The organism is Actinomycetospora flava, from assembly GCF_037400335.1.
In the GTDB taxonomy this organism is placed as follows: Bacteria; Actinomycetota; Actinomycetes; order Mycobacteriales; family Pseudonocardiaceae; genus Actinomycetospora; species Actinomycetospora flava.
Genome location: NZ_JBBEGM010000019.1, coordinates 64,247 through 80,738, shown reverse-complemented (window position 1 = coordinate 80,738; position 16,492 = coordinate 64,247). Strand labels below are relative to the sequence as shown.

Below are 16,492 nucleotides of genomic sequence, written 5' to 3'. Positions count from 1 at the left end.
TCGGGGCATGGACTTCGCCGAGTCCGAGGACCACCGCCTCGTCCGCGAGGCCGTCCGCGACCTCTGCGCCCGCTTCGACGACGACTACTGGGCGGAGCGCGAGCGCACGCACACCTTCCCGTGGGCGTTCTACGACGCCATGGCCGCGGGCGGCTGGGTCGGTGTCGCCATCCCCGAGCGGTACGGGGGCGGCGGGCAGGGCATCGCGGTGGCCGCGATCGTGCTCGAGGAGGTCGCCGCATCGGGCGCGTGCATGAACGGCGCCAGCGCGATCCACATGTCGATCTTCGGGATGCACCCCGTCGTCCTGCACGGCAGCGAGGAGATGCGCGCCCGCTACCTGCCCCGGATCGCGACCGGCGACCTCCACGTCGCCTTCGGCGTCACCGAACCGGACGCGGGCCTCGACACGACGGCGATCACCACGCGCGCCGTCCGTGACGGGGACGGGTACCGCGTGCACGGCCGCAAGGTCTGGACGTCGAAGGCGCTCGAGTCGGAGAAGGTGCTCCTGCTGGTGCGCACGACGCCGCCGTCCGAGGTCGCGAAGCGCACCGAGGGCCTGAGCCTGCTGCTCGCCGACCTGCGCGACCCCGCGGTGACGATAATCCCGATCCCGAAGATGGGCCGCAACGCCGTCGCGTCCTGCGAGGTGTCCTACGACGGGCTCGCGGTCTCGGGCGACGACCTCGTCGGCGAGGAGGGTCGCGGGTTCCGCTACCTGCTCGACGGCCTCAACGCCGAGCGCGTGCTCATCGCGGCCGAGGCGCTGGGCACCGGCCGGGCGGCGCTGCGCCGGGCCGTCGTGTACGCGCAGGAGCGCCGCGTGTTCGGGCGCAGCATCGGCGCCAACCAGGCGGTCGCGCACCCCCTCGCGGAGGCGCACGCGCGCCTGCACGCGGCCGCCCTCGTCGTCGCCGAGGCCGCGTGGACCGTCGACCGCGGCGACCCGGCGGGCGAGGCGGCGAACACCGCCAAGTTCGTGGCCGCCGAGGCCGGGTTCTTCGCCGCCGACACCGCGGTGCAGACCCACGGCGGCTTCGGCTACGCCGAGGAGTTCCACGTCGAGCGCTACTTCCGCGAGGCCCGGCTCCAGCGCCTCGCGCCGCTGCCGCAGGCCATGGCGCTGAACTACCTGGCGCAGTCGGTGCTCGGGCTGGAGCGCTCGTATTGATCTCCGAGCACGTCCGTCCCGGCGACGGCGTCTGGTGGGGCCAGGCCGGCGCGGAGGCGACGCCGCTGGTGGACGCGCTGCTGGAGAGCGGTGTGCCCGTGCGCGCCTTCTGCGGGCTGACGGTGAACCCGCGCGTGCGCAGGCTCGCCCTGACCTCGTACGGCGCGCTGGGGGAGCTGCGCGCCACCCCGGACCTCGACGTCGTGCCCGCCCACTACTCGGTGCTGCCGCGGCTGTTCGCCGAGGGCCTGCTGCCCACCGACGTCGGCCTCGTGCAGGTCGCGCCGCCCGACGCCGACGGCCGCTGCTCGCTGGGGATCGGCGCCGACTACGCCGCCGACGCCGTGCCCCACACCCGCGTGCTGCTCGCCGAGGTCAACCACCGGATGCCGCGCACCACGGGCACGCCCGGCATCCCGAGGGAGCGGTTCGCGGCGACCGTGGAGACCGACCGCCCGCTCGTCCCGGTGCCCGACCGCACCCCGGACGCGGTCGACGCGGCGATCGCCGGGCACGTCGCCGCGCTCGTCGAGGACGGCGACACCGTGCAGATCGGCGTCGGCGCGCTGCCCACCGCGATCCTCGCCGGCCTGGCCGGGCACCGGGACCTCGGCTTCCACGCCGGCATGCTCACCGACGGCGTGCGGCGCCTCGTCGAGCAGGGCGTGATCACCGGCGCGCGCAAGGAGATCGACGCCGGGCTGCTCGTCACCGGCACGGTGATCGGCGGCGCGGACCTCTACGCGCGCGTGCCCGACCTGCCCGTGGTGGTCCGGCCCGCGAGCTACACCCACGATCCCGGCGTCCTCGCGCGGCTGCGCCGGCTGGTCGCGATCAACTCGGCGCTCGAGGTCGACCTCACCGGGCAGGTCGGCGCCGAGTCGGTCGGCGGCCGCCGCCTCGGTGCGATCGGGGGCCAGGCCGACTTCTCCGGGGCCGCCGCGCGGACGGGCGCGCGCTCGGTCATCGCGCTGCGCTCCACCGCCGGCGCGCGCTCGACGATCGTGCGCGCCCTGACCGGGCCGGTGACCACGGCGCGCGGCGACGTCGACGCCGTCGTCACCGAGCACGGCGTCGCCCACCTGCGCGGATGTCCCGAGAGCGAGCGGGCGCGGCGGCTGCGGGCGATCGCCGCGCCCGAGCACCGCGACGACCTCTAGCGGCGACCTCTAGCGACGCCCTCTAACGCCCGGGGAACACCGGTGCGCGCTTCGCGAAGAACGCCGACACGCCCTCGGCGCGGTCCTCGCTGTCGACGACCGTCGCGACGGCGGCGTCGGTGTCCGCCCAGCCCTGCGTGTCGGCGTGGCGCAGCCCGGCGTCGGGCGGCGAGCGTGGCTCGCACGGCGACCGGGGAGCGCGCGGCGACCCGGTCGGCGAGCGCGAGGGCCCGCTCCCCGGCCTGCCCGGGCTCGACCAGCTCGCTGACCAGCCCGAGCTCGTACGCCCGCTCGGCGGAGATCGGGTCGCCGGTGAGCAGCATCTGGCGCGCCACGGTCGGCGGCAGCGCGCGCGGCCCCCGGAACAGCGCCCCGCAGTTGGCGACGAGCCCGAGCCCGACCTCAGGCAGCCCGAAGCGCGCGGTGCGCGAGGCGACGACGACGTCGCACGCGAGCACGATCTCGAAGCCGCCGCCGAACGCGATCCCCTCGACCGCGGCGACCAGCGGCGTCGTCCGCCGCCGGGCGACGACCCCGTAGTTGCCGCCCCGCGGCGTCGGCGCGCCCGGGCCGACGGCGATGTCGGTGCCCGCGCAGAACACGTCCGGCCCGCCGGACAGGACGCCGCAGCGCAGCTCGGGGTCGTCGTCGAGGGTGCCGAGGGCGCGGTCGAGGGCGGTCGTCATGGGCAGGTCGATGGCGTTGCGCTTGTCCGTGCGGGTCATCGTCACGGCCAGCACGTGGCCGTCGTGACCCCGGCGCTCGGTCCGGACGCGGGCGGCGACCTCGTCCTCGGTGGGTGGCGGGGGCTCGGGCCACAGGCTGGTCATGTCTCAATCCTGGACGGTTCACGAACTCGACGTCCGCCCGTGCCTAGTGTTCCGCCGCGAACCGACGGAGGGGAGATGCCAGTGTCGAAGACGGTGTCGAACGATCGGGCGGCGCTCGCGCGGTACGTCGTCGAGCGCTACGCCGCGGGCGCGAGCCTGATGCGGCTCGCCGAGGACACCGGCCGCAGCTTCGGCCACGTGCGTCGCCTGCTCCTCGACGCCGGCGTCACCCTGCGTCCGCGCGGCGGGAGCCGTCCCCGGACGACCTGAGCACCACCAGCGAGCGCAGCACGATCACCACGGCGCCGACCAGCACCGCGGCCATCGGCAGCTCCAGGAGCAGTGCCGACAGCGCGCTGACCAGCACGTCGGAGCGCTGCGCGGTGGTGGTGTCGAACCACGCGTCGCACACCAGCAGCGTGGCGGTGATCAGCGCGGGGACGACCAGCGCGGGCCGGGCGCGCCACGCCATCCAGGCAGTGACGGCGAGCCCGGCCATCAGCGCCACGTCGAACCCGACCCACGCCAGCGTCCAGTGCCGCGCCTCGTAGCGGTGGGGCAGCGTCGCGGCGAGCACGCCGATCCACGGCACGAGCACGAGCGACCCGAGCGCCGCGAGCAGCAGGAAGCGGCGCCGGCGTCGCCCGCTCGGGAGGGTGGGGTGGGTGATGCCCGTCGCGACGAGCCGCCGGACGAGCTCCTCGCGCTCCCGGACGGTCAGGCGCGCGAGCTCCTCGTCGGTCCACCGCCGGGCGTCGACCTCGTCCATCGCCGCAGCATGCCGCGCGGGGCTGGGCGTGGCCACGACGATCCTGCGGCGGGAGCGGCTTCACTTTCGTGGACATGCTTCGATGATCGAAGCGTTTCCCCGACAGCGACCGACGGTCGACCGTGCCGGCCCGGGTCAGGACTCCTCGGCCGCGTCGAGCAGGTCCTCGAGGCCCGTGAGCGCGAGCACGCGCCCGGCGACGCTCCCGGCGGCGGCGCGCAGGCGCAGGCCGGGGAGGTCGCGGCGCAGCTCGTGCGCGGCCTGGACGGCGGCGCTCGAGAACACCGTGACGCCGTCCAGGTCGACGGTCAGCCCGCGCGCCCCGCCGCGCGCGACCTCGAGGACGTGGTGACGGAACCGCTCGACCGTGCCCGTGTCGATCGGGCCGCTCACGGCGAGGACCTCCCCGTCGCCCAGCGCGGTGGTCAGCTCGTCGCCGGCGCCGCGCCCGGGGGCGGCGACCTCGTCCCCGTAGGAACCGACGAGGACGTCGCGCCGCAGCGGCGCCCCCAGCGTCACGGTGGTGCCGCCGGGGCCGGTGGCGACGTCGACGTGGTCCACGAGGCCGCGCATCATCATCAGCCCCCGCCCGCGGCCGCCCGGGTCGTCGGCGGCGGGGCGCCAGGTCCCGGTGTCGGCGACCGTGATCGTCACGCGCCCGCCGTCGTCGAGCCCGGCGGTGACGCGGGCACCGACGCCGTCCGCGGGCGGCTCGGGATAGGCGTGCTCGAGTGCGTTGGTCGCGGCCTCCCCGGCGGCGTGGACCAGCGCGACCACGTCGTCCTCGCCGACCCCGGCCGCCTCGAGCCAGGCGTCGAGCGCGCGCCGCAGGGTGCGCAGGCCGCGCGGGTCGGTGGGGATCTCGAGCGCGAACGGCGCCGGCGGCGCGGCGGTGCGCTGCACGGCGAGCAGGGTCGCGTCGTCGGCGTGCCCACCGCCCGTCCAGCCCATCCGCTCGACGGTGAGCGCGGCGATCCGGTCGACCTGCGCGGTGGGAAGCGTCGTGTCGTCGTCGACGTGCTCGTGACCGGCCGCGACGGCGGTGCGCGCGAGCGCCTCCAGACCCTCGGCGAGCGTGTGCCCGGGCCGTTCGACGAGCCCGTCGGTGTACAGGACGAGCACGTCGCCGGGCTCGAGCCGGTCGACGGCCGGCGGCGCCACGGGTCGGCCGGTGCCCAGCGGCGCGCCGGGCCCGAGCGCGATCCAGCGGGCCGTGCCGTCCGCGGTGACGACGAACGGCGGGGGGTGGGCGGCGCCGGCGACCTCGAGCTCGCCGGTGCGCGGGTCGAGCACCGCGACGCAGACGGTGGCCGCGCGGGTCGCCCGCTCGCGGGCCGCGAAGCGGTCCAGCTCGGCGAGGGTCCCCGTGACGCCGCGGCCGGCCTCGAGCGCGTTGGCACCGACGGCGCGCAGGCGCCCCATCGCCGCGGACGCCGCCGCGCCGTGCCCGACGACGTCGCCGACCACCACCGCCAGCCGGCCGTCGGCCAGCGGCACCGCGTCGAACCAGTCGCCCCCGGCCGCGAGCTCCTGCCCGGCGACGACGTAGCGGGCGGCGAGGCGGGCGCGCGGCAGCACCGGCAGGCCGGCCGGCAGCAGCGAGCGCTGCAGGGTGAGCACGACGTCCTGCGCGGCCTGCGCCCGCCGTTCCGACTCCGCCGCCGAGGTCTCGGCCTTGCGCCGGCGCAGCACCTCGTCGGTGACCCGGGCGATGTGCACCGTCATCCCGCGCATCGAGCCGTCGGCGTGCCGGGTGGGGACGAAGGTGTACGAGTAGAAGTCCTCCTCGAGGCGGCCGTCGCCGTCGCGGTCGACGAGGATGCGCCGCTCGTCGCCGAGCACCGGCTCGCCGCGGGCCCAGACCTCGTCGAGCGTCTCGAACACCTGCTGGCCCTCGAGCTCCGGCGCCACCTCCCGGATGGGCCGCCCGACGATGCCCGGGCGGAACCCCATGCTCGCGCGGGCGGCGCGGTTGGCGGCGACGACGCGGTGCTCGGGGCCCTCGAACGCCCAGAGCACCGCCGGGATGTCCTCGAAGGCGGCGACGACGTCCGTGGGGATGCCCGCCGGCTGCTCGACGGGCCCGTCTGCGGCCATGCCCCCACCATCACCGGTGGGAGCGGATCTCACACGTCCGAAGCGTCGGACGGGCCGCTGGAGCCCGTGGCCGGGTTACCGGAACAGCTCGAACCCCGAGGCGTAGCCCAGGTCGACGAGCGTCGTGCCCGGTGCCGTGCGCTCGATCGCGGCCCGGACAGGCGCCGTGTCGATCGCCCGCGAGAAGCCGGGCAGCCAGTCGTCGTGGTGGCACGGCACGACCGTGCGCGCGCCGAGGGCCGCGGCCTGCTCGGCGACGAAGTCCGCGGTCGTGCCCTGCACCGGCTCGCCGTCGCGGTTGCCGCGGCCGGCGACGGCGAGGATCGCGACGTCGGGGGACTCGTGCCCGAGCACCCCGCTCCAGCACCCGATGCTGTCCTGGAACAGCAGGCTGCCCTCCGCGGTCTCGACGACGAAGACGAGCGCGCCGCCGTCGCCCCGTTCGCCCTGGGCGGCGGCCTCCATGTGCGCCCGCACGTCGTCACCCATCGCGCCGAAGCCCGCCCACAGCGCGCGCATCCGCTCGGTGCGCTCCTGCAGCGTCAGGCCCGTCTCGCCGAGGCACACCTCGTCGGCGGGCGGCATCGGCTGCGACGACCACACGCACGAGTGCAGGCTCGGCAGCACGCGCACCGACGTGGTGTCGTCCAGGGCGACCCGCTCCCCGCCGGCCACGGCGAGCAGCTGCTCCTCGGGCACCCCGGCCGCGGCGAGCACGCGCACCGATTCGTACGAGCCGACGACCGTCGCGCCCGTCCGCACGGCGATGCGCTCGGCGCCCCAGAGGTGGTCGAAATGGCTGTGCCCGACGAGGATCCAGTCGGCGGCCTCGACGTCGTCGACCCCGACCCCGCTCTGCGCGGCGTCCGGGACGCGGTCCAGGTAGGCGTCGAGCCAGACGGTCAGGCCCTCGGCGGTGCGCAGGCGGAACGTCGCGCAGCCGTACCAGTCGAGAGTGCTCACCCGCCCACCCTGGCAGCGGCGACCTCGGTGAGCCCGCGCAGCGCCGCGGGCAGCGGCTCCCGGTGCAGGACGCCGAGGCGCTGGGTGGCGCGGGTCAGGGCGACGTAGAGGTCGGCGGCACCCTGCGGCCCCTCGGCGAGGATCCGCTCCGGCTCGACGACCAGCACGGCGTCGAACTCCAGGCCCTTGGTGTCCGACGGCACCACGGCACCGGGCACGTGGGCGGGCCCGATGACCACGCTCGTCCCTTCCCGTCCCGACTCGTCACGCTCGAACTCCCCGATCGCCGCCGCCAGCTCGTCCCCGGACACCTCCCGCGACCACGGCGCGACGCCGCTCGCGCGCACCGACTCCGGCGGCTCGACGCCGGGCGCGAACTCCGCGAGCAGGTCGGCGGCGACGGCCATGATCTCCGCGGGTGTGCGGTAGTTGACGGTCAGCGAGCGGTACACCCAGCGGTCGGCGACGTAGCGGTCGAGCATCGCGCCCCACGACGTCGCGCCGGCGGGGGAGCGGCGCTGGGCGAGGTCGCCGACGACGGTGAAGGCGCGCGCCGGGCAGCGGCGCATCAGCACCCGCCAGTCCATCGCCGACAGCTCCTGGGCCTCGTCGACGACGACGTGCCGGTAGGTCCAGTCGCGGTCGGCGGCGGCGCGCTCGGCGAGCTCGCGGGTGTCGGTCTCGACGAACCGGTCGGCGAGCACCCCGGCGTGCGTGAGGTCGCGGACCCGCACCCCGAGGTCCTCGTCGAGCTCCTCGGTGTCGAGGGTCAGGATCTCCATGACGCCCGCGGCGTACTCGGCCTCGGCGGCCTGCTCGGCCGCGACGGCGCGGTTCTCGGCCTTCACCGCGGTCGCGTCGCGCCCGAGCAGGTCGACGAGCTCGTCGAGCAGCGGTACGTCCGACACCGTCCAGGCGGTGCCGTCGGCCCGCCACAGCGACGGGTCGGCGCCGGCCGCGCGCAGCCGCTCGGGGGACTCGTAGAGCGGTGCCAGCAGGTCCTCGGGGGTCAGGATCGGCCAGAGCAGCTCGAGCGCGGCGGCGAAACCCTCGTGCTCCGCGAGCTCGTCGACGAGCTCGGTGCGCATCTGCTCCCACGCGGCCGTGTCGGCGCGGGTCAGCCAGCCCTTCGCGATGCGGCCGATCGCGCGCTCGGTGAGGACGTAGACGACGATCTCGCGGAACGTCGCGCGCGCCTCGTTGTGCGGCAGCCCGGTCGCCCGGGCCTCCTCGCGGGCCCACTCCGCCGTGGGGGCGTCGATCCGCACCGTGAGGTCCTGGAGCTCGATCGGCAGCGGCTCCTCGGGCACCCCCTGGCGGTCGGCGATCGCCGCGGCGAGCACGTCGAGGACCGCGAGCGACCCCTTGTGCCGCGCCGCCTCGGGCCCGTCCTCGGCGGTGACGTGCCGGCCGGGGACGAGGTCGCCGGGGGTCATGAACACGACGTCCGACTCGCCCAGCGACGGCAGCACCTGGCCGATGTGGTCGAGGAACGCCGGGTTCGGCCCGACCACGAGCACGCCGTGGCGCTCGATGCGCTCGCGCTGCGTGTAGAGCAGGTAGGCGACGCGGTGCAGCGCGACCACCGTCTTCCCCGTGCCCGGGCCGCCCTCGATGACGGTCACGCCCGGGTGCTCGAGGCGGATGATCTCGTCCTGCTCGGCCTGGATCGTGGCGACGATGTCGCGCATGCCCTCGCCGCGCGGCGCGTTCACCGCGGCCAGGAGCGCCGCGTCGGCGTCGTTGCCGCCGTCCTCTCCCGGGCGGCCCAGCACCTCGTCGGTGAAACCGTCCACCCGGCGCCCGCGGGTGTGGAACTGTCGACGCCGGCGCATGTTCTCCGGATTCGCGCCGGTGGCGGTGTAGAACGGGCGTGCCGCCGGGGCGCGCCAATCCATCAGCAATGGCGCGAAGTCGTTCTCCTCGTCGAGAATGCCGAGACGTCCGATGTGCGTGTGCTCGCCGTCGAGGCTGTCGAGCCGCCCGAAGCACAGCCCGTTGTCGGCGACGTCCAGCCGTCTCACCTGCGCCGCCGTGGCCCGGACCTTGACGTCCCGGTCCATCGGCCGCTCGCCCTCACCCCGCATCGCCGTGCGGTGGGCCTCCCGCGCCTGCGCGCGCAGCGCGTCGAGACGCGCGTAGAGCCCGGCCACGTAGCGGCGCTCGTCCTGCAATTCCTCGTCGTACCCCTGATCCGACACAGGCCTCCTCGGTCGAGACCGCAGAATTGTGCGGAACGACCCGGGTCTTGCGGCAAGTCCCCCCACCCGCTATACGTTGGATACGGCGGAAGAAGCGTGCCGGGTCCGATCGCCCTCGAACGGGCCGGTCACGGGGGCCCGAGCCGAAGACCCCGCGGGCGCTGTTGTGGCCGACGGCGGCACGGTCGGTGTCGGTGTCAGCTCCCCGGCGTGCGGTAGCTGCCCTGGACCTCGGCGGCCTTGGCGAGCACGGCCGGCATGTCCGACGGGGCGATGAGCTCGTGGGTCCCGACGCTGCGCGCGGCCCCGGAGCTGGACACGGCCACCGAGATCGCCGCGATCGTGGTCGTGTCGGGTGCATCGAAGATGACGAACCCGTCGGTCCCGCCGAGCATGTAGTAGACGCACTCGACGTCGGCGCCGACCGCCTGGGCGCTGGCCCGGATGGCCGCCTCCCTGTCGGTCGGGTTCGCGATCATCTTCGCCCAGCTCTCCTCGGTGTAGGTGAAGAACGCGGCGTACTTGGGCATGGTCCACCCCCAGTGCGGTGTCGTCCCGTGGACGTCACGGGACGTCACGGGACGTCACTGTCTCAGCAGAATCGAGGGGCGTACTGCTCCACCCGGGTGGCCTGGGGACGCAGTGTCGTTGCACTGCTGTCACGGAGCGGGGACGTCCGCCGCGCTCTCGGCCGCAGCTCGGCGGCCGCGGCGCGGCGGGCGGCGACGGCGAAGAGCGTGCCCTCCCGGAAGCCGGGCAGCCGCGACTCGACGCGGCCGGCGACCGCCCGGAACGCGTCGCGGTGCCGCTGCTGCTCGCGGACGCCGAAGGTGACGGCGACATGGCCATCGGCGGCGAGCAGGGCGAGCACGGCGTCGGCGATCGGGACCCGGTCCGGGTCGTGCCCGCCCAGGACCGCGTCGCGCACCCGCTCCCGCAGGGTGTGCACCGCCGCGGGGTCGGCGACGATCCCCCGCCCGGGGACGACGCCCCACCGCCGGCGCCGCACGGTCCGGACCGCCCCGCCCGGCGCGAGCACCGCGTCCTCGGCCCGCTCGAAGCCCTCGTCGATCACACGGAACCAGTTCCGGGGCCGCTCCGGCGGCACGGCGGCGAGGACGTCGGCGAGGAAGGGGTCGTCGGGACCGGTGGCGCCCGGCGTCCGTTCGACCCGCCCGCCGGCCGTGTGCAGCCGGCCGCCGAGGGTCAGCTCGGCGGCCGCGGCGGCGCGCAGGAGCGGACCCCGGACGAGCCCGCTGGCGACGTCGAGGCGTCCCTTCGCGGTGTCGTACGAGAGCCGGAGCAGCTGCTGGGGCAGGGTCACGGCGACGAGCCGACACCGTGCCGCCGCGGCAGGGTCAACCGTGTCCCGGATCACCCTGCGAGCGGCCTTGAGTGTGTCGTGACGGCCGGGGTTCCGTCGGTGCCGACGACCCCGGGACCGTTCTCCGCGTTCGACACCGTCCGGGAGTGGTCGAACCGGCCGCAGGTCCACCGGTCCTCCCCGGCGTGGGGCAGCCCTAGAAGACCTTGCGACCGCGCAGGTTCTGGAGGTCCTCCCGCACGTCGGAGGGCAGCAGCTCGGCGAGCTGCTCGCGGCGCAGCGGGAGGTCGAGCAGGCTGAGCTTGATGCGGCTGCGCGCGGCGTGGCGGTCCGGGTCGATGCGCACGACCTGGGCCGCGTCCGGGCGCAGCCGCGCGGTCGCGACCGACCCGGGCGGGTACGGCGTCGTGGCCACCCCGTCGACCCGCGCGAGCGCGTGGTCCTCGGCGCGGGCCTGGCGCAGCCGGACGGTGTCGCCGGCCGGCAGGACGATCGGGTGGCTGATGCCCGACATCGGCGCCACGGGCGTGAGCGCGAGGACGTCGGCGGCGGGGGAGATCACGGGGCCGCCGGCGGCGTAGTTGTAGGCGGTCGAGCCGGTGGGCGTGGCGAGCACGAGGGCGTCGCAGCGGTAGTAGCCGAACCGGTTGCCCTCGACCTCGAGGTCCAGCTCGACGGACCCGCCCGGGACGTCGGCGCCGATCACGACGTCGTTGAACGCCATCACGGTCGTGCCGTCGTGCTCGAACTCGATGCCGCTGTGGGGCTCGACGACGAACCGGTGCTCGGCGAGCCGGTCGAGGGCGCCGCCGAGCTCCGCCGGGCTGACCTCGACGAGGAAGCCGACGTTGCCGTGGTTGACGCCGAGCACGGGCACCGGGCGCCCGACCGTCAGGCGCATCGCGCCGAGCATGGTGCCGTCGCCGCCCAGGCTGACGACCGCGTCGACGCGGGCGAGGAAGTCGTCCTCGCCGAGCACCGTCACGTCGCCGGGCACCCGCGCGGCCTCGGCCTCGCGGGCGACGACCTCGACGGCGTGCCCCGCAGCCCAGTGCCGCAGCGTCGCGAGCGAGTCGCCGACCGTCTTCGTCGGGTGGACGACGACGCCGACGGTCGCCAGGCGGGACGCGTTCATGACCTCGATCGTGCCCGAGTCACTCGGGACCCGGCGCTCCGCGCAGGCCCATCTCCTCGTTGTCGAGCTCCGCCTGGACGACCATGAGCACGGCGTCGTCGATCTCGGCCTCGTCGCGCAGCCGCAGCAGCCGGGCCCGCCGCTCCTCGAGCAGGGCCATCCGCAGCGACTTCTCGGCGTCGTGGTCGGCCTCGTCGGGGTCCTCGTCGGGCGGGTCGAGCAGGTGGCGGCGGCGCTCGTGCTCGGTGCGCAGCCGGCGGACGACGTCCTCGGAGGCCGCGTGCTCGGTGGCCACGCGGTCCAGGGCGTCGAGGGCGGCCTCGAGGGTCCGGCGCCGGGCGAGCAGGATCTCCTCGTCGACCGCGGTGTCGGGCGCGTAGCGGGCGAAGCGGATCACCCACGGCAGCGTCAGCCCCTGCCCGACGAGGGTCACGAGGATGACGCCGAAGGCGACGACGATGAGCAGGTCGCGCTCGGGCAACGGCGCGCCGGTCGTGGTCGTGAGCGGGACGGCGAGCGCGATGGCGAGCGACACCGCGCCGCGGAAGCCGCACCATCCGAGGGGCAGGCGGCCGCGCGCGCTGATGCGCCTGGCGCGCTGCGCGGCGCGGCGGTCCACGAGCCGGATGAGGTAGGGGATCGTGTAGTACCAGGCCAGGCGGGTGACGACGACGACGGCGGCGATGAGCAGGGCGGCCCCGATCGCCGCGCCGACCGACCGCGACGACACGTCGGCGAGGGCCCGGGGGAGCTGGACGCCGACGAGCACGAAGAGTGCGGCGTTGAGCAGGAACGTGGTGATCCGCCAGAAGGCGTGGGCCTGCACGCGGGTGCGGGCGCTGATCAGGCGCGGTCCGACCCGGCCGATCGCGAGGCCGCACACCACGACCGCGAGCACCCCGGACGCGTGGATCTCCTCGGCGAGCAGGAACGCGACGAACGGGGTGAGGACGCTGACCACGTTCTCGAGCATCGGGTCGCGGGCCGCGCGGCGGGCGAGGACCGCGAGCCACGCGACGGCGAGGCCGATCAGCGTGCCGCCGACGTAGGACAGGGCGAAGTCGCCGAGCGCGCCGAGCGGCGAGAACTCCTGCTCGCCGAGGGCCACGGCGAGCGCGACGCCGAAGAGCACGAGCGCCGTCCCGTCGTTCACGAGGCTCTCGGCGCGCAGCATCGTCAGCTCGCGCCTCGGCAGGGAGCGGGCGACGGCGGAGACGGCCGTGGCGTCGGTGGGCGCGACGATCGCGCCGAGCACGAAGGCGATCGGCCAGCCGATCCCCAGCACGTGGTGCGCGGTGACGGCGACGGCACCCGCGGTCGCCAGCACCAGGAACACCGACGACAGCACGAGCGTGCGCAGGTCCTGGCGGATCTCCTGCAGCGAGGTCGTCAGCGACTCCCAGTACAGCAGCGCCGGCAGGAAGAGCAGCACGACGAGCTCGGGCGGGACGCGCAGGTCCGCGGTGACCGGGATGAACGCGAGCGCGACCCCGCCGAGCGTCAGGAGGACGGGCGCGTTGGCTCCGGTGCGCCGCGCGAGGATCGAGAGCACGAGGATGACGACGCCGAACAGGACGAGGACGGTCAGACCCGTGGGGTCGTACATGGCGCCCAGCTTCGTCCGGTGGGACGTCGGACGTCACTCCTGACGCGCGAAGTTCGTGACCATCTCGGTGTCGGCCGGGACCGCGCCGACGCCCTGGGCGCCGCCGGGGTACTCGCCGAGCGCGCTGTCGCGGCCCGGCAGGACGATCGTGAAGAACGCGGCGCTGTCGTCGACGAAGGCCTCGCTGCCCTCGGCGACGTGGCGGTCCTCGGTGATCGCCTCGACCGGGCACGCGGGCTCGCAGGCGCCGCAGTCGATGCATTCGAACGGGTTGATGTAGAGCTTGCGCGCGCCCTCGTAGATGCAGTCGACGGGGCACTCCTCCATGCACGACTTGTCGGTGACGTCGATGCAGGGGTCGGCGATGACGAACGGCATGACCCGAGAATCTACAAACTCAACTCGCTACGTGGCAATACTGTAGAACGTCACGGGTCGGTCGCGCCGAGCTGGGCGATCCTCGCGAGGTCGTCGTGGAGGGCGCGCATCCGCTCGGCGCCGACGAGTGCGGCGACCTGCGCCTCGAGCTCGGGCACGAGCGCCTGGGCGATGCCGACGACCTCGCGCCCGGCCGGGGTGAGCAGCACGAGCTTGGCGCGGCGGTCGTCCGGGTCCGGTTCCCGCGCGACGTAGCCGTGGTCCTCGAGGTGGCGCACCAGCTCCGCCATGCCCTGCTTGGTCATCTGGGCGCGCTCGGCGAGCGTGCTGACCGTCGTCCCGTCCTCGTCGAGGAACTCGAACACCGCGCTGTGCGCCGGCCGCACCGCGGCGTGACCCTCCTCGGCGAGGCGCACGAGGACGCGGTCGTTGAGCGCCTTGAACCCGTCGCGCATCAGGACGGCGAGGTTGACGGGGCGCTCGCGCCCGTCGGTGACCGGCCGGGGCCTTGACATTGGACAAGCCTCCTGTCTAACTGGCCAACATGGACAAGCTACCTGTCGACATCGCCACCTGCGAGTGCCTGCGGCTCGGCACCGACGAGATCGTCGTGCTGATGAGCGCGGAGCAGACGGGCGGCGCGCTGCTCGCCGTCCAGCTCCGGATGCCACCGGGCGGCGGGCCGCCGGTGATGCACCGGCACGCGCCCAGCGAGATCTACTCGGTGATCTCGGGCGAGCTCACGTTCTACGTGGGCGACCCGGTGCGGCGCGTCGTGGGCGGGCCCGGCGACGTGGTGCCGATGGCCGGGGGCACGCCCCACACGATCCGCAACGAGTCCGACGCCGACGCGGTCGCGTTCGGGGTGCACGCGCCGGCAGGGCCGATGGAGGCGTTCACGCGGGAGGCGCACGCGCTCGCGGCCGGCGGCGAGCCGCGCATGGAGGACGTGCTGGCGATCGCGCAGCGGCACGGCATCGAGATGCTGGGGCCGGTGCCGGTCACGACGTGACCCGGGTTCACCTGCCGTTCGCCCGGGTGCGCCAGGGTCAGGTATGACCGACGAGCCGTTCCACGTCCCCGGCCACGTGCATCCCGACGAGATCGCCGCCGCCGACCCCGGTGCAGGTGCTCCGCACGAGGCCCCGGGCTTCGGCGAGCACCACGAGCCGGACGTGTTCCCCGAGACGGAGCCGGGTGGGGACACGCTGTCCGACGAGCTGCGCGACCGCCCGGCACCGCCGTTCCGGACGCCGCACCCGGAGCACTGACGGCGCTCACGGGCGCAGGTGCCGCCGCGGCCAGTCGTCGAGGTCGCGCAGCATCTGCCGGTCGTGGGTGGCGACGACGACGGCGGCGCCCGTCTCGCGCAGGGCCGCGGTGAGCTCGTCGACGAGGGTCGCCGACAGGTGGTTGGTCGGCTCGTCGAGCAGGACGAGGTCGGGCTCCGTCGCCAGGACCAGGGCGAGGTGCCGGCGCCGGTGCTGGCCCTCGGACATGCGGTCGACCGGGGTGCGCATCGCCTCGCGGTCGAGCAGTCCGAGGGCGCCGATGCCGCGCGTGTCCGCGGTCCCGACCCACGCCGGCACCTCCTGGGTCAGCAGCGCGATCCGCGGGCTGCGGGTCATGTGGCCCGTGGTCGGCGCGAGCTGTCCGGCGAGGACGGCCAGCAGCGTCGACTTCCCCGCCCCGTTCCCGCCGGTGACCACCAGCCGGTCGCCGGCGTCCAGGGTTAGTGACACGGGCTCGGCGAGACGGCCGGTGACGGTGACGCCGTCGGCACGCAGCAGCCGCGTGCCCCGGCGGGCGCCGAGCGCGGGCCAGCGCAGGGTCAGGGGCGGGGGCGGGACGGTGACCTCGTGCGCCGCGAGGGCGTCCTGCTGGCGGTGCAGCGCCTGGACCACGCTGGGCGCGCGGGACTGGCGCTGGTGGCGGCCGGTGCCCTTGTCCGGGCGCCAGCCGGTGGAGAGGCGGTCGCGGGCCTGGGCGACCGCCTCGGTGAGCCGGCGCCGCTCGTCCTGCTGCTCACCGTGGTCCTGCGCCCAGCGCTCGCGGTCACGGCGCCGCGCGTCCTGCCAGGCCGCGTACCCGCCGGCGTACAGCGTGGCGCGGTCGTCGCGGCTGGGGTCGAGGTCGAGGAACCGGTCGGCGACGTCACCGAGCAGCGCGCGATCGTGGCTGACGACCGCGAGCCCGCCCGCGTGCTCCCGCAGGGTGCGGGTCAGGAACGCGAGCCCGTCGGCGTCGAGGTGGTTGGTGGGCTCGTCGAGCAGCAGCAGGTCGTGGTGGGCGCCGAGCAGGCAGGCCAGCCGCACGCGGTAGCGCTGGCCGACGGAGAGGGTGTCGAGCGCGCGCTCGCGGTCGGTGCAGGCGCCCAGGGCCTCGAGCGCGACGTCGACGCGCCGCTCGGCGTCCCACGCGTCGAGGCGGGTCGCGGCGTCGAGCGCGGTCGCGTACCGGTCGTCGGCGCCGTCCGTTCCGTCGACCAGCTCGGCGGTGGCCGCGTCCAGGGCGGTGAGGGCGGTGACCGCGGCGTGCAGGGCCGCGGTGGTCAGGGTGCCGACCGTGGCGCCCGGCGTGGCGGTGAGCTCCTGGCGGGCGAGCCGATCGTGCCGGTGCGGGTGACCCGCCCCTCGTCGGGCACGAGGAGGCCGGCGAGGACGTGCAGCAGGGTGGACTTGCCGCGGCCGTTCTCGCCGACGATCGCGAGGCGCGAGCGGTGGGAGACGGTGACGGTGACGTCGTTCAGCACGCGGCGGGCGCCGCGGGTGACGCCGACGCCTTCGGCGCGGAGGTGGGCGGTGCCGATGTCGGCGGCGGGCAGGGTGTCGCAGGGGATGGTGTCGGAGGGGTGC

16 protein-coding genes and 1 pseudogene are annotated in these 16,492 nt (G+C 75.4%); 5 read left to right on the top strand and 12 right to left on the bottom strand.

Features of this window, described 5'->3' with window-relative positions:
• Positions 1-7 precede the first annotated feature (7 nt).
• Complete coding sequence (locus WCD58_RS30865; RefSeq protein ID WP_337706967.1) at positions 8-1,174, top strand: acyl-CoA dehydrogenase family protein; 1,167 nt, start codon at positions 8-10, stop codon at positions 1,172-1,174.
• On the top strand, positions 1,171-2,334 hold the full coding sequence (locus WCD58_RS30860) for an acetyl-CoA hydrolase/transferase family protein (RefSeq protein ID WP_337706966.1): 1,164 nt from the start codon (positions 1,171-1,173) through the stop codon (positions 2,332-2,334). The genes WCD58_RS30865 and WCD58_RS30860 overlap by 4 nt, the downstream gene beginning before the upstream one ends.
• Here the strand turns inward: WCD58_RS30860 and WCD58_RS30855 are convergent.
• On the bottom strand, positions 2,331-3,164 hold the full coding sequence (locus WCD58_RS30855; RefSeq protein WP_337706965.1) for an enoyl-CoA hydratase-related protein: 834 nt from the start codon (positions 3,162-3,164) through the stop codon (positions 2,331-2,333). The two genes, WCD58_RS30860 and WCD58_RS30855, sit on opposite strands and share 4 nt — an antisense overlap.
• A gap of 75 nt (positions 3,165-3,239) precedes the next feature.
• Between WCD58_RS30855 and WCD58_RS30850 the strand changes: the two genes are divergently transcribed.
• The gene (locus WCD58_RS30850; protein WP_337706964.1) at positions 3,240-3,434 is read left to right on the top strand and encodes a helix-turn-helix domain-containing protein; all 195 of its coding nucleotides are present in this window, start codon (positions 3,240-3,242) and stop codon (positions 3,432-3,434) included.
• Here WCD58_RS30850 and WCD58_RS30845 read toward each other — a convergent pair.
• The 10 genes from WCD58_RS30845 to WCD58_RS30800 form a co-directional block, all read right to left on the bottom strand.
• Positions 3,391-3,933: a hypothetical protein gene (locus WCD58_RS30845; protein WP_337706963.1), complete on the bottom strand. Its 543-nt coding sequence runs from the start codon at positions 3,931-3,933 to the stop codon at positions 3,391-3,393. The genes WCD58_RS30850 and WCD58_RS30845 overlap by 44 nt on opposite strands.
• Before the next feature lie 135 nt (positions 3,934-4,068).
• Positions 4,069-6,030: a SpoIIE family protein phosphatase gene (locus WCD58_RS30840; RefSeq protein WP_337706962.1), complete on the bottom strand. Its 1,962-nt coding sequence runs from the start codon at positions 6,028-6,030 to the stop codon at positions 4,069-4,071.
• Between the two features lie 75 nt (positions 6,031-6,105).
• Entirely contained in the window at positions 6,106-6,993 is an 888-nt protein-coding gene (locus WCD58_RS30835) for an MBL fold metallo-hydrolase (protein ID WP_337706961.1), read from the bottom strand.
• Complete coding sequence (gene helR, locus WCD58_RS30830) at positions 6,990-9,194, bottom strand: RNA polymerase recycling motor ATPase HelR (RefSeq protein WP_337706960.1); 2,205 nt, start codon at positions 9,192-9,194, stop codon at positions 6,990-6,992. The genes WCD58_RS30835 and helR overlap by 4 nt, the downstream gene beginning before the upstream one ends.
• A 197-nt stretch (positions 9,195-9,391) precedes the next feature.
• Complete coding sequence (locus WCD58_RS30825) at positions 9,392-9,772, bottom strand: GYD domain-containing protein (protein ID WP_337706959.1); 381 nt, start codon at positions 9,770-9,772, stop codon at positions 9,392-9,394.
• A 14-nt stretch (positions 9,773-9,786) separates the two neighbouring features.
• On the bottom strand, positions 9,787-10,518 hold the full coding sequence (locus WCD58_RS30820) for a GOLPH3/VPS74 family protein (protein WP_337706958.1): 732 nt from the start codon (positions 10,516-10,518) through the stop codon (positions 9,787-9,789).
• 196 nt (positions 10,519-10,714) lie between these two features.
• Positions 10,715-11,653, bottom strand: a complete 939-nt coding sequence (locus WCD58_RS30815; protein WP_337706957.1) for an NAD(+)/NADH kinase — start codon at positions 11,651-11,653, stop codon at positions 10,715-10,717.
• A 19-nt stretch (positions 11,654-11,672) separates the two neighbouring features.
• Complete coding sequence (locus WCD58_RS30810) at positions 11,673-13,259, bottom strand: Na+/H+ antiporter (RefSeq protein WP_337706956.1); 1,587 nt, start codon at positions 13,257-13,259, stop codon at positions 11,673-11,675.
• 33 nt (positions 13,260-13,292) lie between these two features.
• Positions 13,293-13,637 (bottom strand): ferredoxin, encoded by a 345-nt coding sequence (gene fdxA, locus WCD58_RS30805; RefSeq protein ID WP_337706955.1) that lies wholly within the window; start codon positions 13,635-13,637, stop codon positions 13,293-13,295.
• 50 nt (positions 13,638-13,687) lie between these two features.
• Positions 13,688-14,152 (bottom strand): MarR family winged helix-turn-helix transcriptional regulator, encoded by a 465-nt coding sequence (locus tag WCD58_RS30800; RefSeq protein WP_337706954.1) that lies wholly within the window; start codon positions 14,150-14,152, stop codon positions 13,688-13,690.
• A 29-nt stretch (positions 14,153-14,181) separates the two neighbouring features.
• On the opposite strand from WCD58_RS30800, the gene WCD58_RS30795 reads away from it, so the two are divergent.
• Both WCD58_RS30795 and WCD58_RS30790 read left to right on the top strand, forming a co-directional pair.
• Positions 14,182-14,649: a cupin domain-containing protein gene (locus tag WCD58_RS30795; RefSeq protein WP_337706953.1), complete on the top strand. Its 468-nt coding sequence runs from the start codon at positions 14,182-14,184 to the stop codon at positions 14,647-14,649.
• A 43-nt stretch (positions 14,650-14,692) separates the two neighbouring features.
• On the top strand, positions 14,693-14,908 hold the full coding sequence (locus WCD58_RS30790; RefSeq protein ID WP_337706952.1) for a hypothetical protein: 216 nt from the start codon (positions 14,693-14,695) through the stop codon (positions 14,906-14,908).
• 6 nt (positions 14,909-14,914) lie between these two features.
• Here WCD58_RS30790 and WCD58_RS30785 read toward each other — a convergent pair.
• Positions 14,915-16,461 (bottom strand): annotated as a pseudogene (locus tag WCD58_RS30785) (ABC-F family ATP-binding cassette domain-containing protein).
• Positions 16,462-16,492 lie beyond the last annotated feature (31 nt).

What these genes read in the sequence shown, in the direction of transcription:
- WCD58_RS30800 (WP_337706954.1), bottom strand. Translation starts at nt 14,152, where the DNA reads ATGTCAAGGCCCCGGCCGGTCACCGACGGGCGCGAGCGCCCCGTCAAC.
- WCD58_RS30795 (WP_337706953.1), top strand. Translation starts at nt 14,182, where the DNA reads ATGGACAAGCTACCTGTCGACATCGCCACCTGCGAGTGCCTGCGGCTC.
- fdxA (WP_337706955.1), bottom strand. Translation starts at nt 13,637, where the DNA reads ATGCCGTTCGTCATCGCCGACCCCTGCATCGACGTCACCGACAAGTCG.
- WCD58_RS30815 (WP_337706957.1), bottom strand. Translation starts at nt 11,653, where the DNA reads ATGAACGCGTCCCGCCTGGCGACCGTCGGCGTCGTCGTCCACCCGACG.
- WCD58_RS30855 (WP_337706965.1), bottom strand. Translation starts at nt 3,164, where the DNA reads ATGACCAGCCTGTGGCCCGAGCCCCCGCCACCCACCGAGGACGAGGTC.
- WCD58_RS30845 (WP_337706963.1), bottom strand. Translation starts at nt 3,933, where the DNA reads ATGGACGAGGTCGACGCCCGGCGGTGGACCGACGAGGAGCTCGCGCGC.
- WCD58_RS30810 (WP_337706956.1), bottom strand. Translation starts at nt 13,259, where the DNA reads ATGTACGACCCCACGGGTCTGACCGTCCTCGTCCTGTTCGGCGTCGTC.
- WCD58_RS30850 (WP_337706964.1), top strand. Translation starts at nt 3,240, where the DNA reads ATGCCAGTGTCGAAGACGGTGTCGAACGATCGGGCGGCGCTCGCGCGG.
- WCD58_RS30865 (WP_337706967.1), top strand. Translation starts at nt 8, where the DNA reads ATGGACTTCGCCGAGTCCGAGGACCACCGCCTCGTCCGCGAGGCCGTC.
- WCD58_RS30840 (WP_337706962.1), bottom strand. Translation starts at nt 6,030, where the DNA reads ATGGCCGCAGACGGGCCCGTCGAGCAGCCGGCGGGCATCCCCACGGAC.
- WCD58_RS30790 (WP_337706952.1), top strand. Translation starts at nt 14,693, where the DNA reads ATGACCGACGAGCCGTTCCACGTCCCCGGCCACGTGCATCCCGACGAG.